This is a genomic window from Pseudooceanicola sp. HF7 (genome assembly GCF_011806405.1).
In the GTDB taxonomy this organism is placed as follows: Bacteria; Pseudomonadota; Alphaproteobacteria; order Rhodobacterales; family Rhodobacteraceae; genus Pseudooceanicola.
The window spans coordinates 275136-290598 of record NZ_JAATOW010000003.1; the positions used below are offsets into that span (position 1 = coordinate 275136).

General features: G+C 64.6%; 18 protein-coding genes. 11 read left to right on the forward strand and 7 right to left on the reverse strand.

Features of this window, described 5'->3' with window-relative positions; translation table 11 throughout:
• Window positions 1–39 precede the first annotated feature (39 nt).
• The 4 genes from HCZ97_RS02790 to HCZ97_RS02805 all read right to left on the reverse strand — a co-directional run bounded on the left by HCZ97_RS02790 (window position 40) and on the right by HCZ97_RS02805 (window position 3804).
• Window positions 40–567 (reverse strand): hypothetical protein, encoded by a 528-nt coding sequence (locus HCZ97_RS02790; protein ID WP_167687140.1) that lies wholly within the window; start codon window positions 565–567, stop codon window positions 40–42.
• Between the two features lie 4 nt (window positions 568–571).
• Window positions 572–1765: an ADP-forming succinate--CoA ligase subunit beta gene (gene sucC / locus HCZ97_RS02795; RefSeq protein ID WP_167687141.1), complete on the reverse strand. Its 1194-nt coding sequence runs from the start codon at window positions 1763–1765 to the stop codon at window positions 572–574.
• A gap of 402 nt (window positions 1766–2167) precedes the next feature.
• Window positions 2168–3130, reverse strand: coding sequence for a malate dehydrogenase (gene mdh, locus HCZ97_RS02800; protein ID WP_167687142.1), 963 nt, complete (start codon window positions 3128–3130; stop codon window positions 2168–2170).
• A 359-nt stretch (window positions 3131–3489) separates the two neighbouring features.
• The gene (locus HCZ97_RS02805; protein ID WP_167687143.1) at window positions 3490–3804 is read right to left on the reverse strand and encodes a hypothetical protein; all 315 of its coding nucleotides are present in this window, start codon (window positions 3802–3804) and stop codon (window positions 3490–3492) included.
• A 370-nt stretch (window positions 3805–4174) separates the two neighbouring features.
• Here HCZ97_RS02805 and HCZ97_RS02810 point away from each other — a divergent pair, with 370 nt between their 5' ends.
• The 8 genes from HCZ97_RS02810 to HCZ97_RS02845 all read left to right on the forward strand — a co-directional run bounded on the left by HCZ97_RS02810 (window position 4175) and on the right by HCZ97_RS02845 (window position 10642).
• Window positions 4175–5023: a CoA ester lyase gene (locus HCZ97_RS02810; protein ID WP_167687144.1), complete on the forward strand. Its 849-nt coding sequence runs from the start codon at window positions 4175–4177 to the stop codon at window positions 5021–5023.
• A 44-nt stretch (window positions 5024–5067) separates the two neighbouring features.
• Window positions 5068–5622 (forward strand): NnrU family protein, encoded by a 555-nt coding sequence (locus HCZ97_RS02815; protein ID WP_167687145.1) that lies wholly within the window; start codon window positions 5068–5070, stop codon window positions 5620–5622.
• 11 nt (window positions 5623–5633) lie between these two features.
• Window positions 5634–5840 carry a DUF1737 domain-containing protein gene (locus HCZ97_RS02820; protein WP_167687146.1) on the forward strand — a complete coding sequence of 69 codons (207 nt, stop codon included), beginning with the start codon at window positions 5634–5636 and terminating at the stop codon, window positions 5838–5840.
• Window positions 5837–6868, forward strand: coding sequence for a MaoC family dehydratase (locus HCZ97_RS02825; protein ID WP_167687170.1), 1032 nt, complete (start codon window positions 5837–5839; stop codon window positions 6866–6868). The genes HCZ97_RS02820 and HCZ97_RS02825 overlap by 4 nt, the downstream gene beginning before the upstream one ends.
• Before the next feature lie 387 nt (window positions 6869–7255).
• Complete coding sequence (gene sdhC, locus HCZ97_RS02830) at window positions 7256–7645, forward strand: succinate dehydrogenase, cytochrome b556 subunit (RefSeq protein WP_167687147.1); 390 nt, start codon at window positions 7256–7258, stop codon at window positions 7643–7645.
• A gap of 13 nt (window positions 7646–7658) precedes the next feature.
• Window positions 7659–8030, forward strand: coding sequence for a succinate dehydrogenase, hydrophobic membrane anchor protein (sdhD, locus tag HCZ97_RS02835; protein WP_167687148.1), 372 nt, complete (start codon window positions 7659–7661; stop codon window positions 8028–8030).
• A 14-nt stretch (window positions 8031–8044) separates the two neighbouring features.
• Window positions 8045–9850 carry a succinate dehydrogenase flavoprotein subunit gene (sdhA, locus tag HCZ97_RS02840; RefSeq protein ID WP_167687149.1) on the forward strand — a complete coding sequence of 602 codons (1806 nt, stop codon included), beginning with the start codon at window positions 8045–8047 and terminating at the stop codon, window positions 9848–9850.
• A gap of 12 nt (window positions 9851–9862) precedes the next feature.
• Complete coding sequence (locus tag HCZ97_RS02845; protein ID WP_167687150.1) at window positions 9863–10642, forward strand: succinate dehydrogenase iron-sulfur subunit; 780 nt, start codon at window positions 9863–9865, stop codon at window positions 10640–10642.
• Between the two features lie 72 nt (window positions 10643–10714).
• Here HCZ97_RS02845 and HCZ97_RS02850 read toward each other — a convergent pair whose 3' ends face one another.
• Both HCZ97_RS02850 and HCZ97_RS02855 read right to left on the reverse strand, forming a co-directional pair.
• A complete protein-coding gene (locus tag HCZ97_RS02850; protein ID WP_167687151.1) occupies window positions 10715–11512 on the reverse strand; it encodes an SHOCT domain-containing protein in 798 nt (265 codons plus the stop codon).
• Between the two features lie 315 nt (window positions 11513–11827).
• A complete protein-coding gene (locus HCZ97_RS02855; RefSeq protein ID WP_167687152.1) occupies window positions 11828–11989 on the reverse strand; it encodes a hypothetical protein in 162 nt (53 codons plus the stop codon).
• Between the two features lie 190 nt (window positions 11990–12179).
• Here HCZ97_RS02855 and HCZ97_RS02860 point away from each other — a divergent pair, with 190 nt between their 5' ends.
• The 3 genes from HCZ97_RS02860 (at window position 12180) to HCZ97_RS02870 (ending at window position 14138) form a co-directional block, all read left to right on the forward strand.
• Entirely contained in the window at window positions 12180–12317 is a 138-nt protein-coding gene (locus HCZ97_RS02860; RefSeq protein ID WP_167687153.1) for a hypothetical protein, read from the forward strand.
• 210 nt (window positions 12318–12527) lie between these two features.
• Entirely contained in the window at window positions 12528–12740 is a 213-nt protein-coding gene (locus tag HCZ97_RS02865; RefSeq protein WP_167687154.1) for a hypothetical protein, read from the forward strand.
• A gap of 219 nt (window positions 12741–12959) precedes the next feature.
• On the forward strand, window positions 12960–14138 hold the full coding sequence (locus HCZ97_RS02870; RefSeq protein ID WP_167687155.1) for a type III PLP-dependent enzyme: 1179 nt from the start codon (window positions 12960–12962) through the stop codon (window positions 14136–14138).
• A 551-nt stretch (window positions 14139–14689) separates the two neighbouring features.
• On the opposite strand, the gene HCZ97_RS02875 is transcribed toward HCZ97_RS02870, so the two are convergent.
• Window positions 14690–15364, reverse strand: coding sequence for a response regulator (locus HCZ97_RS02875; RefSeq protein ID WP_303048687.1), 675 nt, complete (start codon window positions 15362–15364; stop codon window positions 14690–14692).
• Between the last annotated feature and the right edge of the window lie 99 nt (window positions 15365–15463).

Genomic DNA, 15463 nt, shown 5'->3' on the forward strand with positions numbered 1-15463 from the left:
GCGTGAACGATGAGCCGCGCGCACCGCGGCTCGCGTGATTTACTGGCGGCCTTGTCTCAAGGCGGCATTGGCATAGGCGTGGACTTCGTCCGCGAAGTCCTTGAGCGGCGCTGGAACCAGCTTGCCGGAATAGGAGATGCCCTGGCCGGGCCGCGCCGAGAGAAGTTTCCCGATCACGGTGACCCGTGCCGCGGCCTGGGCCTGGGGCGGGATTTCCAGCCAGACGGCCTTGTTCCTGCCGTCGACGGCCTTGCCCGAACGGACGGCCGTGAGGGCCGTCCAGGGGATCTCGTTCCGGAAGAGCTGACGATCAAGGAAGCCGGAGGGCGTCAGGTGAAGCCCCTTCGGCTTGATCGACATGAGGCGCAGGCCCCAGAGGATGGGAAGCAGGCCGATGGCCATGAAGACCAGCCCGACGATCAGCGCGGCTTCGTCGCCGCCGCGCCCGCGCAGCCCGATCACGCCAAAGGCGAACAGGCCCGCGAAGACACAGACGACCAGCCCGAAGATGACGGGCTGCTTGCCGATGCTTCTGGTCGGGATGACCTTGCTTTCCAAACCGCTCACTCGCTTAGCCCTTGACCGCCTTGACGATCTTCTCGGCGCCGTCGCTGAGGTCATCGGCGGCAATGACGTTCAGGCCGGAGGTCGCGATGATCTCCTTGCCCTTCTCGACATTGGTGCCTTCCAGGCGGACGACGAGCGGAACCTGCAGGCCAACTTCCTTCACCGCGGCGATCACGCCTTCGGCAATCACGTCACAGCGCATGATGCCACCGAAGATGTTCACCAGGATGCCCTTCACGTTGGGGTCCGAGGTGATGATCTTGAAGGCTTCGGTCACTTTCTCCTTGGTGGCGCCGCCACCAACGTCGAGGAAGTTCGCCGGCTCTGCACCGTAGAGCTTGATGATGTCCATCGTTGCCATGGCCAGGCCTGCGCCGTTCACCATGCAGCCGATTTCACCGTCGAGCGCGATGTAGTTCAGGTCGTACTTGGAGGCTTCCAGTTCCTTGGAATCCTCTTCCGTTTCGTCGCGCAGGGCGGCGACGTCGGAATGACGGTACATCGCGTTGCCGTCGAAGCTGAGCTTCGCATCCAGCACCTTGAGGTTGCCGTCGGGCATGACGATCAGCGGGTTGATCTCAAGCATCTCCATGTCCTTCTCGGTGAAGGCACGGTAGAGATCGCCGATCAGCTTGACGCATTGCTTCACCGCCGGGCCTTCGAGGCCGAGCGCGAAGGCGACCTTGCGGCCGTGGAAGGGCGCGTAGCCGGTGGCCGGGTCGATGGAGAAGGTGATGATCTTCTCGGGGGTCGATGCCGCGACTTCCTCGATGTCCATGCCGCCCTCGGTGGAGCAGACGACGGAAACCGAAGAGGTCTGACGATCCACGAGCAGGGCCAGGTAAAGCTCTGTCGAGATGTCGGAACCGGCTTCGATGTAGATGCGGTTGACCTGCTTGCCGGCGGGGCCGGTCTGGTGGGTCACGAGGGTCTTGCCAAGCATCTTCTTGGCTTCCTCGGCGGCTTCTTCAACCGACTTGGCAAGGCGGACACCGCCCTTTTCGCCTGCGGAGGCTTCCTTGAAGGTGCCCTTGCCGCGTCCACCTGCGTGGATCTGTGCCTTCACGACCCAGAGCGGGCCATCCAGCTCACCGGCGGCGGTCTTGGCTTCGTCGGCCTTGGTGACCGGACGACCGTCAGAGACCGGGGCGCCGTACTCGCGAAGAATTGCCTTCGCCTGATACTCATGGATATTCATGAATCCATCCCTCGTTGCTACGATTGCCTTCGGGTTTGGCACAGGTTTCTTAAGCAATGAACAGCTTTCTGCGGCGATGGGACAAATTTTGCCGATTTTCCCATGTTTGTGATCACACGCGGATTTCGTGTGATCACATGCTGCACGCGCACAGCGACTCCTGACCTCTGACAAGGCAGTTGGTGGCGGGTGAGGGAAATTCGCCAAATGTCAGGCTGGCATGTCTTCGCGCAGGGGGATGGGGCGGAAACGCCTGTATTCGCTGGCTGGCCGGCCTCGGGGCGCGCGCCTGGGCGATGCGAGGCGCCGCGACTCAGGGGACGGGGTGCCTTGGCGGGGCGGAAACGAAAAAGGCCGGAGCGATGCTCCGGCCCTTTCCATGTTCTGTGTCCCGGTCGGGGATCAGGCGAGGGAGGCGTCGATGCCCTTGCAGGCTTCCACGAGGCCCTTCACCGCGTCGACCGACTTGTCGAACATCACTTGCTCTTCCTTGTTGAGCTTGATGTTCACGATTTTCTCGATGCCGCCGGCGCCGATCACGGTGGGGACGCCCACGTACATGTCCTTGAGGCCGAATTCGCCGTTGCAGGCTGCGGCACAGGGCAGGACGCGCTTCTGGTCCTTCAGGTAGCTCTCTGCCATCTCGATGGCGGAGGTGGCGGGCGCGTAGAAGGCGGAGCCGGTCTTCAGCAGGCCGACGATCTCTGCGCCGCCGTCACGGGTGCGCTGGATGATGGCATCCAGTTTCTCCTGCGTGGTCCAGCCCATTTCCACCAGGTCGGGCAGGGGGATGCCTGCGACGGTGGAGTAACGCTGCGAGGGCACCATGGTGTCGCCGTGGCCGCCCAGCACGAAGGCGGTCACGTCCTTCATGGAGACTTCGAATTCGGTCGCCAGGAAGTGACGGAAGCGTGCGGAGTCCAGCACGCCGGCCATGCCGCAGACCTTGTTCGCGGGCAGGCCCGAGAACTTCTGCAGGGCCCAGACCATCGCGTCCAGCGGGTTGGTGATGCAGATCACGAAAGCGTCCGGCGCGTTGTCGCGGATGCCTTCGCCCACGGCCTTCATGACCTTCAGGTTGATGCCCAGCAGGTCGTCACGGGACATGCCCGGCTTGCGCGGCACACCGGCGGTCACGATGCAGACGTCGGCGCCTGCGATGTCGGCGTAGGACTGGGTGCCCTTCAGCGTCGCGTCGAAGCCCTCGGACGGGCCGGATTCCGCGATGTCGAGCGCCTTGCCCTCGGGAATGCCTTCAGCGATGTCGAAAAGGACGACGTCCCCGAGTTCCTTCAGGGCGGCGAGATGGGCGAGGGTTCCGCCGATCTGGCCCGCGCCGATCAAAGCAATCTTGGGTCTGGCCATGAATATGTCTCCGGTTCCGGTTAGAAAACGTCGTGGCAGGCGTAGGTCTTTTGCAAAGAATGCGCAAGGGTCCTGCGGGGGTGCCCGCCTGCATGCGCGGAGGGCGGTCCAGAGAATGGCCATGTCTGTCAGGTGTTTGCGCCTCTTTCCTGCACACCGGCAGGGGGCTGGCCGCAGGCCTGCGGCACATGGCGCGGCGTCTAAATCAGGCAGTGTTAGCGCCCACATGGGGTGGGATCATCGCCTGCCTGCGGGCGCTGCGCGATTCTGCGGCGCGGCACGGGCGGCTGAATGGGGTAGGAAGCAGGCGGCGGGACGGGCGCGCAATTAGCGCCGTTCGGGCCGCGTCTGGCGCGCTGTCAGGCGTCCTGGTCCATGTTCGGCAGGGCCTCTGCCAGCGTCTCGAAGCTTTGACCGGAGGCGATGAGGCAGGTGATGCCGGCGGCAGAGGTCACGGTGATCGTCCAGCTGCCGCTTTCCTTGGAGGCGAAGACCTCCATCACCTGGTTGTTGGCGCCCAGGCCGATGGATTGCCGGGTCTCCCCGTAAGAGGCGGCAAGCCGGTTCAGGACCACGTCGCGCGGGGCGCAGGCGCGGTCCCGCGCAAGGGCGGTGGTGCCGGAAAGAAGCGCCAGCGCCAGCAGGGCGGGGCGAAGGAGGGCATTCGGGGTCATGGTCTGTCCCTTCAAGCTGCGGCGCGCCGGGGCGCGGCCAGTGAGCAAGCCGCCTGAGAACGAAGCGGTGATTCAGCATGGGCTGACTGCCTTGGCTTCGCACCCTGTGCGACAGCCTGCCCGGATCTCTGTGCATTCCCTGTCTTGCGGTCAGGCTGCGCCGCAGATTCTGAGAAATGGTTAACGGGCAGGGCGATCTCTAGGATTGGGTCTATTTTGCCGCTGTTCTGCTGCTTTTTGCCGCTGCCATTCTTGGCGCCGGCTTTGCGCGCGCAGCGAAAACTTTCTGCGGCCGCGCAATTTTGCCTTGTATTAATCCGTCCGGGAATGCCATCAATGCGCAAGAAAATTACCTGATGGATCGTGACCCATGGATGCCCAGTTCCGCCCCTACCGTTCGCTGCTTTATATTCCCGGCTCCAAGCCGCGGGCCCTGGAAAAGGCGCGGGGGCTGGACGTGGATGCGATCCTGTTCGATTTGGAAGACGCGGTATCCCCCGATGCCAAGGGCGAAGCGCGCGAGGTTCTGACGGCGGCCCTGGCTGAGGGCGGCTATGGCAACCGTGCGCGGATCGTTCGGATCAACGGGCTGGACACGGAGTGGGGCCGCGATGACGTGGCAGCGATGAACGACAGTGCCGCAGAGGCGCTGCTGCTGCCCAAGGTCGACAACGCCGCCGATATCGAGGCGCTGGCCCAGCTGACGGATCTGCCGATCTGGGCGATGATGGAAACGCCGCTGGCGATCTTCAACGCGCTGGAAATCGCCGCCCATCCGCGGCTGGTAGGCTTTGTCGCCGGCACCAATGACCTGGCGAAAGAGTTGGGTTGCCGCAACCGCCCGGATCGCCTGCCCATGCAGATGGCGCTGCAGACCATGCTGCTGGCCGCGCGCGCCCATGGGGTGATCGCCGCCGATGGGGTCTACAACCAGTTCAAGGACGAAGAAGGGTTGCGCGCGGAATGCGAACAGGGCCGCGACCTGGGCTTTGACGGCAAGACGCTGATCCACCCGACCCAGATCGACATCGCCAACGCGGTCTTTGCCCCGGCAGAGGAAGAGGTGGCGCTGGCCCGCCGCCAGATCGCCGCCTTTGAAGAAACCGAAGCCACGGGGCAGGGGGTCGCGGTGGTCGACGGCAAGATCGTCGAGAACCTGCACGTCGAAATCGCGAAAAAGACCCTGGCCCGGGCAGAGGCCATTGCCGCGCGCAGCTGAAAGGCGCAATGTGAAATTGATTCACATATGCGAAAGGCACCGACATGGCACTGATCATCCTCGGCCTGATCCTCTGGACCTGGCCGCACCTGATGAAGGAATATTCCCCCGCGCTGCGCGCCCGGGTGGGAGAGAAGAAGGCCAAGCCGCTGGTGGCGCTCTCTGTGCTGCTGGCCATCGTGCTGATGGTCATCGGCTACAAGACAGCCGAATTCGTGCCGCTTTACACCCCGGTCTACGAGGCACGCCACGCCACCTACCTGCTGCTGGTGCTTGCGGTCGCGGCCATGGGCCTGGGGCATTCCAAGTCGCACCTGCGCGGCAAGATCCGCCATCCGATGTTCACCGGCGTGATCCTCTGGGGCGTCGGCCACCTGCTGGTGCGCGGCGACCTGGCCTCTGTCGTGCTGTTCGGCGGCATGATCCTGTGGGCGCTGGCGGGCTGGATTGTCACCAACCGCAACAACCCCGGCTATACCCCCTGGCAGGGCGGATCGCTGGCGGGGGATCTGCGCTTGCTGCTGATCACCATCGTGGCCTTCGTGGTCATCGTCCTGATACACGGATGGGTGGGCCCACAGCCCCTTCCGATTTTCTGACGAGGACCGCCATGAAGCTTTACCGATTTCTCTCCGAAGACGACACCTCTGCCTTTTGCCACAAGGTCACCAAGGCGCTGAACAATGGTTGGGAGCTGCACGGCAGCCCCAGCTATGCCTTCGACGCGGCCAACGGCACCATGCGCTGCGGCCAGGCCGTGGTGAAGGAGGTGGCAGAGGGCACCTATTCACCTGACATGAAACTGGGCGAGTACTGATGAAAACCAATCCGGGACGTTTCTTCGAGGATTACCGCCTGGGCGAGACCATCGCCCATGCGGTGCCGCGCACCATCAGCGGCGGCGAAAGGGCGCTTTACCACGCGCTCTATCCCGCGCGCCATGCGCTGCAGTCCTCGGATGAATTCGCCCGGAGCTGCGGCCTGAACGCTGCGCCGATCGACGATCTTGCCGCCTTCCACGTGGTTTTCGGCAAGACCGTGCCGGATGTCTCTCTGAATGCCGTGGCGAACCTTGGCTATGCAGAGGGGCGCTGGCTTAAGTCGGTCTGGCCCGGTGATACGCTGACCGCCACGTCAGAGGTCATCGGGCTGAAACAGAACTCCAACGGGAAGACCGGTGTGGTCTGGGTGCGCACCACCGGGCACAACCAGCATGGCGAGGCCGTGATGAGCTACGTGCGCTGGGTCATGGTGCGCAAGGCCAACCCGGAGGCACCGGCACCGGAGACGACGGTGCCCAAGCTGGCACCGGTGATCGCCCCTGGTGACCTGGTGATCCCGAGGGGGCTGGATTTCACCGGTTATGATTTCACCCTGGCAGGAGAGCCGCATCGCTGGGGCGATTACGCGGTGGGAGAGACCATCGACCACGTCGATGGCGTCACCGTGGAAGAGGCCGAACACATGCTGGCCACGCGGCTTTGGCAGAACACCGCCAAGGTCCATTTCGATGCCACCCTGCGAGAGGACGGCCGCCGCCTGATCTATGGCGGTCACGTGATCTCCATGGCGCGTGCGCTTAGCTTCAACGGGCTGGCCAATGCGCAGATGATCGTGGGGCTGAACGGCGGCGCCCATGCCAACCCCTGTTTCGCCGGCACCACGATCAAGGCCTGGTCCGAGGTGCTGGACAAGGCGGAAACCGCTGCCCCCGGCGTTGGCGCGATCCGCCTGCGCCTGGTGGCGACCAGCGGCGGGGCCCCCTTTGCGCTGAAGGGTGAGGACGGGAAGTACCTGCCGGAGGTGCTGCTTGATCTGGATATCTGGGCGCTGATGCCGATCTGAAGCCGGGGCAGGGCGGGATGAACCGAGTCCCCTTGAGGGCCGTTTTATCCGGCGGGATGAAGGGCTTCGCACCCCAAGGCGGCGCGGCGCGGGGCGGCGCGATGCGGTGCAAGTTGGTCGCCGCACAGCCTGCCTGAAAAACCGCTCGCTTGCGGTCCGCGCTGACGGCGGCAGGCGAAATGCACGCAGAATCAAGAAAAATAACCAAGAAAATCAGTCGGAATTGCCTGCGTCCGTATTTGTGATCACGCAATTTGGGCTTGTGATCACGCATATGACAAATGCGCCCTATTCAGGGGCAGAAAATGGCCACTGCGGCGCTGTGGGCAGATGACACCGGGCAAAACTTTGGTAGAACATGGCCAAGGCAAACCGAAAGGACATGTCATGGCCGATGTGAACCGGGGCAGCCGCCCACTCTCTCCCTTCATGCTTGGGAAGTACTACAGGTTCCAGCTCAACTCCGTCACATCGATCCTGACCCGGATCACGGGGAACGCGCTGGTGGTTGAAGCTTTCCTGATCGCCTGGTGGCTTCTTGCCGCCGCGGCAGGACCCGACTACTTCGATGTCGCGAATTTCGTGATCACGTCCTGGGTTGGCGATATCATCCTGCTGCTGTCGATGATCGGGCTGTGGTACCACGCCCTGGCCGGCGTGCGGCACCTTCTGTGGGACAATGGCTATTGCCTGGATGTCGAGAGCGCAGACAAGCTGGGCTGGGCGATCATCATCGGCACCGCCATCCTGTCCTTCATCACCATCATCTTCGTCTGAGGAGGCCCGGAACATGCGTTACCTGACCGACCGCAAGCGCGCCGTAGGCATGGGGGCTTCCAAGACCGGGACCGAACACCATTGGTTCATGCAGGTCTCTTCCATTGCCCTGATCGTCCTGGTGCCGCTCTTCGTCTTCACCTTCGGTCCCGTCCTTGGCGGTACCTATGAAGAGATCGTCGCCTATTATTCCCGTCCGACACCGGCAGTGATCGCAGCACTGACCATGGTTGTCGGCATGATGCACTTCAAGAATGGCTGCCAGATGGCGCTTGAGGATTACGTGCACGGCCTGGTGGGTCGCCTGCTGGTGATCTTCATCACCTGCCTCTCCTACGCCATCGCCGCGGTCAGCGTCTTCGCGCTGGTTCGCATCGCCCTTTAAGACCCGAGGTTCCCATGGCTGCTTACGAATACGAAACGCATGATTATGACGTGGTCGTTGTCGGTGCCGGTGGCGCGGGTCTGCGCGCCACGCTCGGCATGGCCGAACAGGGCCTGCGCACGGCCTGCGTGACCAAGGTCTTCCCGACCCGGTCGCACACGGTTGCCGCCCAGGGCGGTATCGCCGCGTCCCTGTCCAACATGGGCCCGGACAACTGGCAATGGCACATGTACGACACCGTGAAGGGGTCGGACTGGCTGGGCGACACGGACGCGATGGAATACCTGGCGCGCTCCGCCCCCAAGGCCGTCTACGAGCTGGAGCACTACGGCGTGCCCTTCTCGCGCACCGAAGAGGGCAAGATCTACCAGCGGCCCTTCGGCGGGCACACCACCGAATTCGGCGAAGGCCCCGCCGTGCAGCGGACCTGTGCCGCCGCCGACCGGACCGGCCACGCCATCCTGCACACGCTCTATGGTCAGTCGCTGAAGAACAACGCCGAGTTCTACATCGAATATTTCGCCATCGACCTGATCATGTCCGATGACGGTGTCTGCACCGGCGTCGTGTGCTGGAAGCTTGATGACGGCACGATGCATGTCTTCAACGCCAAGATGGTCGTTCTGGCCACCGGCGGCTACGGGCGCGCCTTCTTCAGCGCCACCTCTGCCCATACCTGCACCGGCGACGGTGGCGGCATGGTGGCCCGTGCGGGCCTGGCACTGCAGGACATGGAATTCGTCCAGTTCCACCCCACCGGCATCTACGGCTCCGGCTGCCTGATCACCGAGGGCGCGCGCGGCGAGGGCGGTTACCTGACCAACTCCGAAGGCGAACGGTTCATGGAGCGCTATGCGCCCCAGTACAAGGACCTTGCCCCGCGCGACTACGTTTCGCGCTCCATGACCATGGAGATCCGCGAAGGCCGTGGCGTGGGCGAGCACAAGGACCACATCTTCCTGAACCTCAGCCACCTTCCCGCGGAAGCCCTGGCCGAACGCCTGCCGGGCATCTCTGAATCGGCCAAGATCTTCGCCGGCGTGGATGTCACGAAAGAGCCGATCCCGGTTCTGCCGACCGTGCACTACAACATGGGCGGTATCCCCACCAACTACTGGGGCGAAGTGCTGAACCCGACGGCCGAGGATCCCAACGCCGTCGTGCCCGGCCTGATGGCCGTGGGCGAAGCCGGCTGTGCCTCCGTGCACGGGGCGAACCGCCTTGGCTCCAACTCGCTGATCGACCTCGTCGTCTTCGGCCGCGCCGCCGCGATCCGCGCCGGCAAGGTGGTGGATCCCGAAACGCCGCCCCCGGCGCTGAACACGGTCTCCATCGACAAGGCCTTCGATCGCTTCGACTTCTACCGCAACGCCAAGGGCTCCATCCCCACCGCAGAACTGCGGCTGGAAATGCAGCGCACCATGCAGAGCGACGCGGCGGTCTTCCGGGCCTCCGAGACGCTCAAGGAAGGCGTGGAGAAGATGGAAGCCATCGCGGCCAAGCTGCCCGATGTCGGCGTTACCGATCGCAGCCTGGTCTGGAACTCCGACCTGATGGAGACGCTGGAACTGGCCAACCTGATGCCCAATGCCATGGCAACCATCGTCGGTGCGGAAGCGCGCCACGAAAGCCGCGGCGCCCATGCGCATGAGGACTTCCCGGATCGGGATGACGAGAAATGGCGCGTGCACACGATCAGCCGCGTCGACGGCCCGAAGGTGGAACTGAGCTACCGCCCCGTGGTCACGGACCCGCTGACGACCGAAGACGAGGGCGGCATTGCGCTCAAGAAAATCGCGCCCAAGGCGCGGACGTTCTAAGGAGGACGCCATATGGTACAACTTACACTCCCCAAGAACTCCCGGATCAAGACGGGCAAGACCTGGCCGAAGCCCGCGGGCGCGACCAACATCCGCAAGTTCAAGATCTATCGCTGGTCGCCGGACGACGATTCCAACCCGACGGTCGACACCTACTTCCTGGACATGGACAAATGCGGTCCGATGGTCCTGGACGCGCTGATCAAGATCAAGAACGAGATCGACCCCACGCTGACCTTCCGGCGCTCCTGCCGGGAGGGGATCTGCGGCTCCTGCGCGATGAACATCGACGGGATCAACACGCTGGCCTGCATCTACGGGCTGGATGAGATCAAGGGCGACGTGTCGATCTACCCGCTGCCGCACATGCCGGTGGTGCGCGACCTGATCCCGGACCTGACGCACTTCTACGCGCAGCACGCCAGCATCATGCCCTGGCTTGAGACCAAGACGAACCGCCCCGCGAAAGAGTGGAAGCAGTCGATCGAGGATCGCAAGAAGCTGGATGGTCTTTACGAATGCGTCATGTGCGCATCCTGCTCGACCTCCTGCCCCAGCTACTGGTGGAACGGCGATCGCTACCTGGGCCCGGCCGCGCTGCTGCACGCCTACCGCTGGATCATCGACAGCCGCGATGAAGCCACCGGCGAGCGCCTGGACCAGCTGGAGGATCCCTTCAAGCTGTACCGCTGCCACACGATCATGAACTGCGCGAAGACCTGCCCCAAGGGCCTGAACCCGGCCGCAGCCATTTCGCACATCAAGCAGATGATGGTGGAACGGCGCGTCTGATCGCAGATCGACACTGAACATGAAAAACCCGGCCAGTTGGCCGGGTTTTTTGTTTCTGGGGCAGGGGAGCGGTCAGAGCCGCGCCAGAAGCTCGGCCTTCTTGGCGCTGAATTCCTCGTCCGACAGGATGCCCATGTCGCGAAGGGAACCCAGCTTTTCCAGCGCCGCAAAGATCTGGTCCGAATTGGCAGAGGGCGCGGTCTGTTGCGGGGCCGGTTGCTCCGGTTCGGGGGCCCCGGGCTGTTGCTGCATCGGCTGCTGGCCCGTGCCGCTGACCACGGGCAGCTGGCTGACGTAGACGGTGCCGAACTGGCTGGTAAAGGTCCAGTCCGCGCCGCCCGATTGCTGCTGGCCGACGCCGCCGATGATGTGATCGCCGGTGTCGTAGATCGTGACCTGCCCGTTCAGGTTCACCGCAAGGCGGCGCATGTTGGGGAAGATCGCGTAGCTGAGGTTGTTCTGGGACCCGGAGGAGGAGGGAGAGCCCAGCTCTGCCGGCCACCAGGTGCCGCCGCCAAAGCCATTGCCGAAGGACATCGACGGCCCGCCCTGCTGTTGGCCCTGGTAAGTGCCGCCGGTCTGCTGCGGGGCCGGGGGGTAGAAGGCCCCTTGGAAGTAGCCGTTGGAGATCTCGCCGCAGAGGTTCGCAACCATGGCTTTCAGCCCGTTGTTGAACATGTCGCCAACCATGGTCATCCCGCCAGAGGACCATTGCCCCATGCCGCCCAGCTCAGGATGGCTGAACTGCGCCTGGTTGCCGCCCCCGCGGCTGACCGCATCCATCAGGCAGCGCACGGCGTCCTGGCTGATTCCATAGCGCTGGCTCAGGTCAGCCTGAAGGGCCGCGCCGTGTTGTGTCAGAGAATTCATCTTCACCCCTTTCCGAGGCTGTCGACTCAGGTGTCGTAGCGGCAGCTATCACGCGCTGGGCATTGCGGCCACCATCGGCGCGGCTGTCATGCAACTTTAACGGGGTGTGGGGGGCGTTCTGTCAACCCGGTCCGAAGGCGCTGCGGCCAGGGGGCCTGGAACGGGGGCCTGAAAGCGGACCGGTGCGGCAAAACCCTGCGCGAGGGGCGCGGGATTGCCCGCAGGCCGGGCAGGGGCCGATCAGGTGGGGCCGGCCCTCCGGCGGGTGCCGGGGCCGGTCCTGTGCGCCGGGCCCGAGAGGCCGGCGCGACGGCGTCACTCGGCCTTCTTGGCCTCTGCCGCGGCTTTCATCCGTGCCAGCAGTTCCTCTTTCGAGGACCGCCCGCCCGGCTGCTTGTCTTTTTCCTGCGACCTGTCGCCCTTGAAGCGCGGGGCGTTCTTGCCGACCTTCAGCCCGCCTTGCTTGCTGTAGTCCATGGGATCCTCCCGGTTGGATACGTGATCGCCGCTCTTAGCCGCAAGCCCATGCCCTGCACAAGATGCAGCAGGCGACCTTTGCACATGCAGCATAGCGGTCTTGATGCCTTTACGCGCCTCTTTTCGCCCCCGATGCCCTAGATAGCACCCGAGAGGGAGGAGCCGATCGAAACGCCGAAGGCCCAAAGTCATGAATACCGAGAAATCCAAAGCCGCCGACGCGCTGCGCGTCCTTGAAGAGCAACTGTCCTACTACAGCGCAGAAGTCCCCTCTGCCCAGAAGGACACTGCCAAGCCGGCACCGGAATATGTCCCCTATGCGGCCTGACCGCAGACCCATCCCGATGTCGCCATCCGCGCAGTCCCTCGGCTGCGCGGTTTGCGTTTGAAGGGGGCGGTTTCGCCCCCGGCAGGGACCACGCCCTGAAAGCGGCCCGGTCTGCTCTGGTGCCGCGCCGCGCCCGGTGCTAGGCGGGGGCCGCGTCGGGGTCTTGTCCCGGCTGCCCTTCGCTCCATGTGCCACTGGCAGGAGAAACCCATGGTCCTACTGGCCCCGATCATCATCGCCCTGTTCTTCTACATCGCCTGGAAGATGTACTCTCCGGGCACGCGGGATTGCCGCTGGCGGATGAACCGGGCCTTGAATCGTGACGGAAAGACCTACCTTCATTGTACCCATTGCGGTGCAGAGTACCTGTCCGAAGACGGGGCGCCGCCGAAGATCTGCGTCGGAAAAGCTGACGCAGCGTGAGCCCTAAAAACCACAGGCGAAAGTTGCAGGAAAATTTTCGCTTACAATGCAAATTCACCCCTTGATCGAATCCCCGACTTGAACGATATGCCGGCTCAAGACGCCAACGCACGCGCCTCTGGCGAGAGGGGTTACAAATCCCCTGCGGTTACGTAGCGACGGTAACGTCTCCCTTGGAACTGAGCGGTCATATATGGCCGGGTCTATTGGAGATGACCAATGAACGCATACGTAGCCGATTTCGCGGCCCGCAAATCCGTGCGCGAAGAGAGCCGGGTTGAAGCCTTTATCCGCCAGAACGAATTCGACCGGCCGACGCTGGTTCTGGATATCGATCGCGTGGCAGAGCAGTTCCACGCCCTGAAAGCGGGCCTGGGCCGTGCGCGCATCCACTATGCCGTGAAAGCCAACCCGCAGCGCGAGATCATCGAGCGCCTGGTCTCCATGGGCTCTGGCTTCGACGCGGCCTCCCGCGCCGAGATCGAGCTCTGCCTGTCCCTGGGCGCGCATCCCGATCACATCTCCTTCGGCAATACCGTCAAGAAACCGCGCGACATTGCCTTCGCCTGGAACGCCGGTGTCACCCTCTTTGCCGCCGACGCGGAAGAAGAGCTGGAGAAGATCGCCGAGCACGCCCCCGGCGCAGAGGTCTACATTCGCCTGATCGTCGACGCTTCCGAGGCCGACTGGCCCCTGTCGCGCAAGTTCGGCGTGGCCCGCGAAGGCGCGATCCGCCTGATGGATTATGCCGTTTCCCTGGGCCTGGCGCCCGTGGGCCTGTCCTTCCACGTCGGGTCGCAGACCAAGCGCGCAGAGATGTGGACCACCACGCTGGACCAGGTGGCCGCCGTCTGGCACGCCGCCATCGCGGCCGGCCACGAGCTGCGCCTGCTCAACATCGGCGGTGGTTTCCCGGCCTATTACGGTGAAGCCGTCCAGGGCCCGACCCCCTATGCCGCCCGCGTGATGGAGCTGATCGCAGAGCGTTTCGGCGATGTCCCCGACATCATGGCAGAGCCGGGCCGCGGCCTGGTGGCCGAAGCTGGCGCCATCGCCGCAGAGGTGCTGCTGGTGTCGCGCAAGTCCGACAGCGACCTGCACCGCTGGGTCTACCTGGATATCGGCAAGTTCTCCGGCCTGGCCGAAACCATGGACGAGGCGATCCGCTACCAGTTCCTGACCGAGCGCGAGCACGAAGGTCACGGCCCCTGCATCCTGGCAGGTCCGTCCTGCGACAGCGCCGACGTGCTTTACGAAAAGCGCCCGGTCGACCTGCCGCTGGGCCTGCGCTCGGGTGACAAGTTCATCATCCGCAGCTGCGGGGCCTATACCTCGACCTATGCCTCGATCGGCTTCAACGGCTTCCCGCCACTGGACGTGGTCGTCCTGGGCGACTGAGAGCAAGCAAACCAGAGATATCGCGGCGCGCATGATGCGCCGCGATGAACGGGCGGGCGAAGGCAACTTCGCCCGCCCTGCGCCTCCCTTCGGATATCGGGCAGATTTCACCGGAGGTCGAGGCGGGCGGGAGACCGTTCCACAGGACAGCAGGTCCGGCGGGCCATCGGGCGCGGCGCAATTTCGCGCCCCCGAACGCCCGCCGCCGATGCCGCAATCGCGCGGCCATCCTGGCGGACCGGCGCGGCGTGACCCCCCGCCCCGCCGAACCTGCCCGATTTCCGGGAGCCGGAGCGCGCCACAAGGGTCGCTGACCCGCTTGGGGACGGCGCGCCCGGCTCCCGGAACCACCTCTCACGACAGACCGGGAACGGGCGCGCAGGGCATCGAGCCCCACGCGCCCGTCGGGCTGCTGCGCATCCCGGCCCGCGCCAGTGGCGCGGGGGCGCCAGGTGGAAGGGGCGGGCCCTTGGGGCTGATGCTGCAAGCGGGCGTCAACGGTAGATAACGCAGGGCAGGGGGCTGTACGCGCCGGCGATTGCCGTGTCAGGTCAGGAGGTGGAAACGGCGTCCGCGTCGCCCTCTTTTCCAAGCGCATCCGCGATGGCCTGGGCAAGCTCTGACACGGGGGCCGGCTTCTGCAGGACCGGCACGTCCAGCTGGCGCAGCTCTTCGGTGCTGATATTGGCGTGGCCCGTCATCAGGATCACCGGCAGATCGGGGAAGCGCGTGCAGAGCGCGCGCACCAGCTCCACCCCGGAGATCCCGCCGGGCATGACGATATCGCTCAGCACCAGGTCGAACGCCGCGCCGCCTTCCAGCAGGTCGATCGCCTCTGCCCCGGTTTCCACGTCTTCGACGGTATAGCCGATCTGGTGCAGAATGGCGGCCAGCGGTTCGCGCAGATCCACCTGGTCCTCTACCAGCAGGATCCGCTGACCCGCGCCATGGGGGACGGCCTCGTTCGAGTTCGGCTGATGCTGCCCTTCTGCCGTCACGCGGGGCAGGCGCAGGCGCACGGTGGTGCCCTGTCCGGGCTCCGAATAGATCGACATGTCGCCAGAGGCGCGATGCACGAAGCTGGCCACGATCGACAGCCCCAGGCCGGAGCCGCCGCCATCGTCCTTGGTGGTGAAGAAGGGATCCGTGGCATGGCGGCGCACGGTTTCGTTCATGCCCGGGCCGTTGTCGGAAACGGAAATCTCGAGCTTGTGGCGGTTGTCCAGGGGGAAGGCGGGGTGGGGGGCGCCGTCCTAGGGGCGGACGCCCCCGGGGGTCCTGGCCCCGGGCCCGGCGGCCTGCCTGGGATCCCCCGCGGTCAGGGG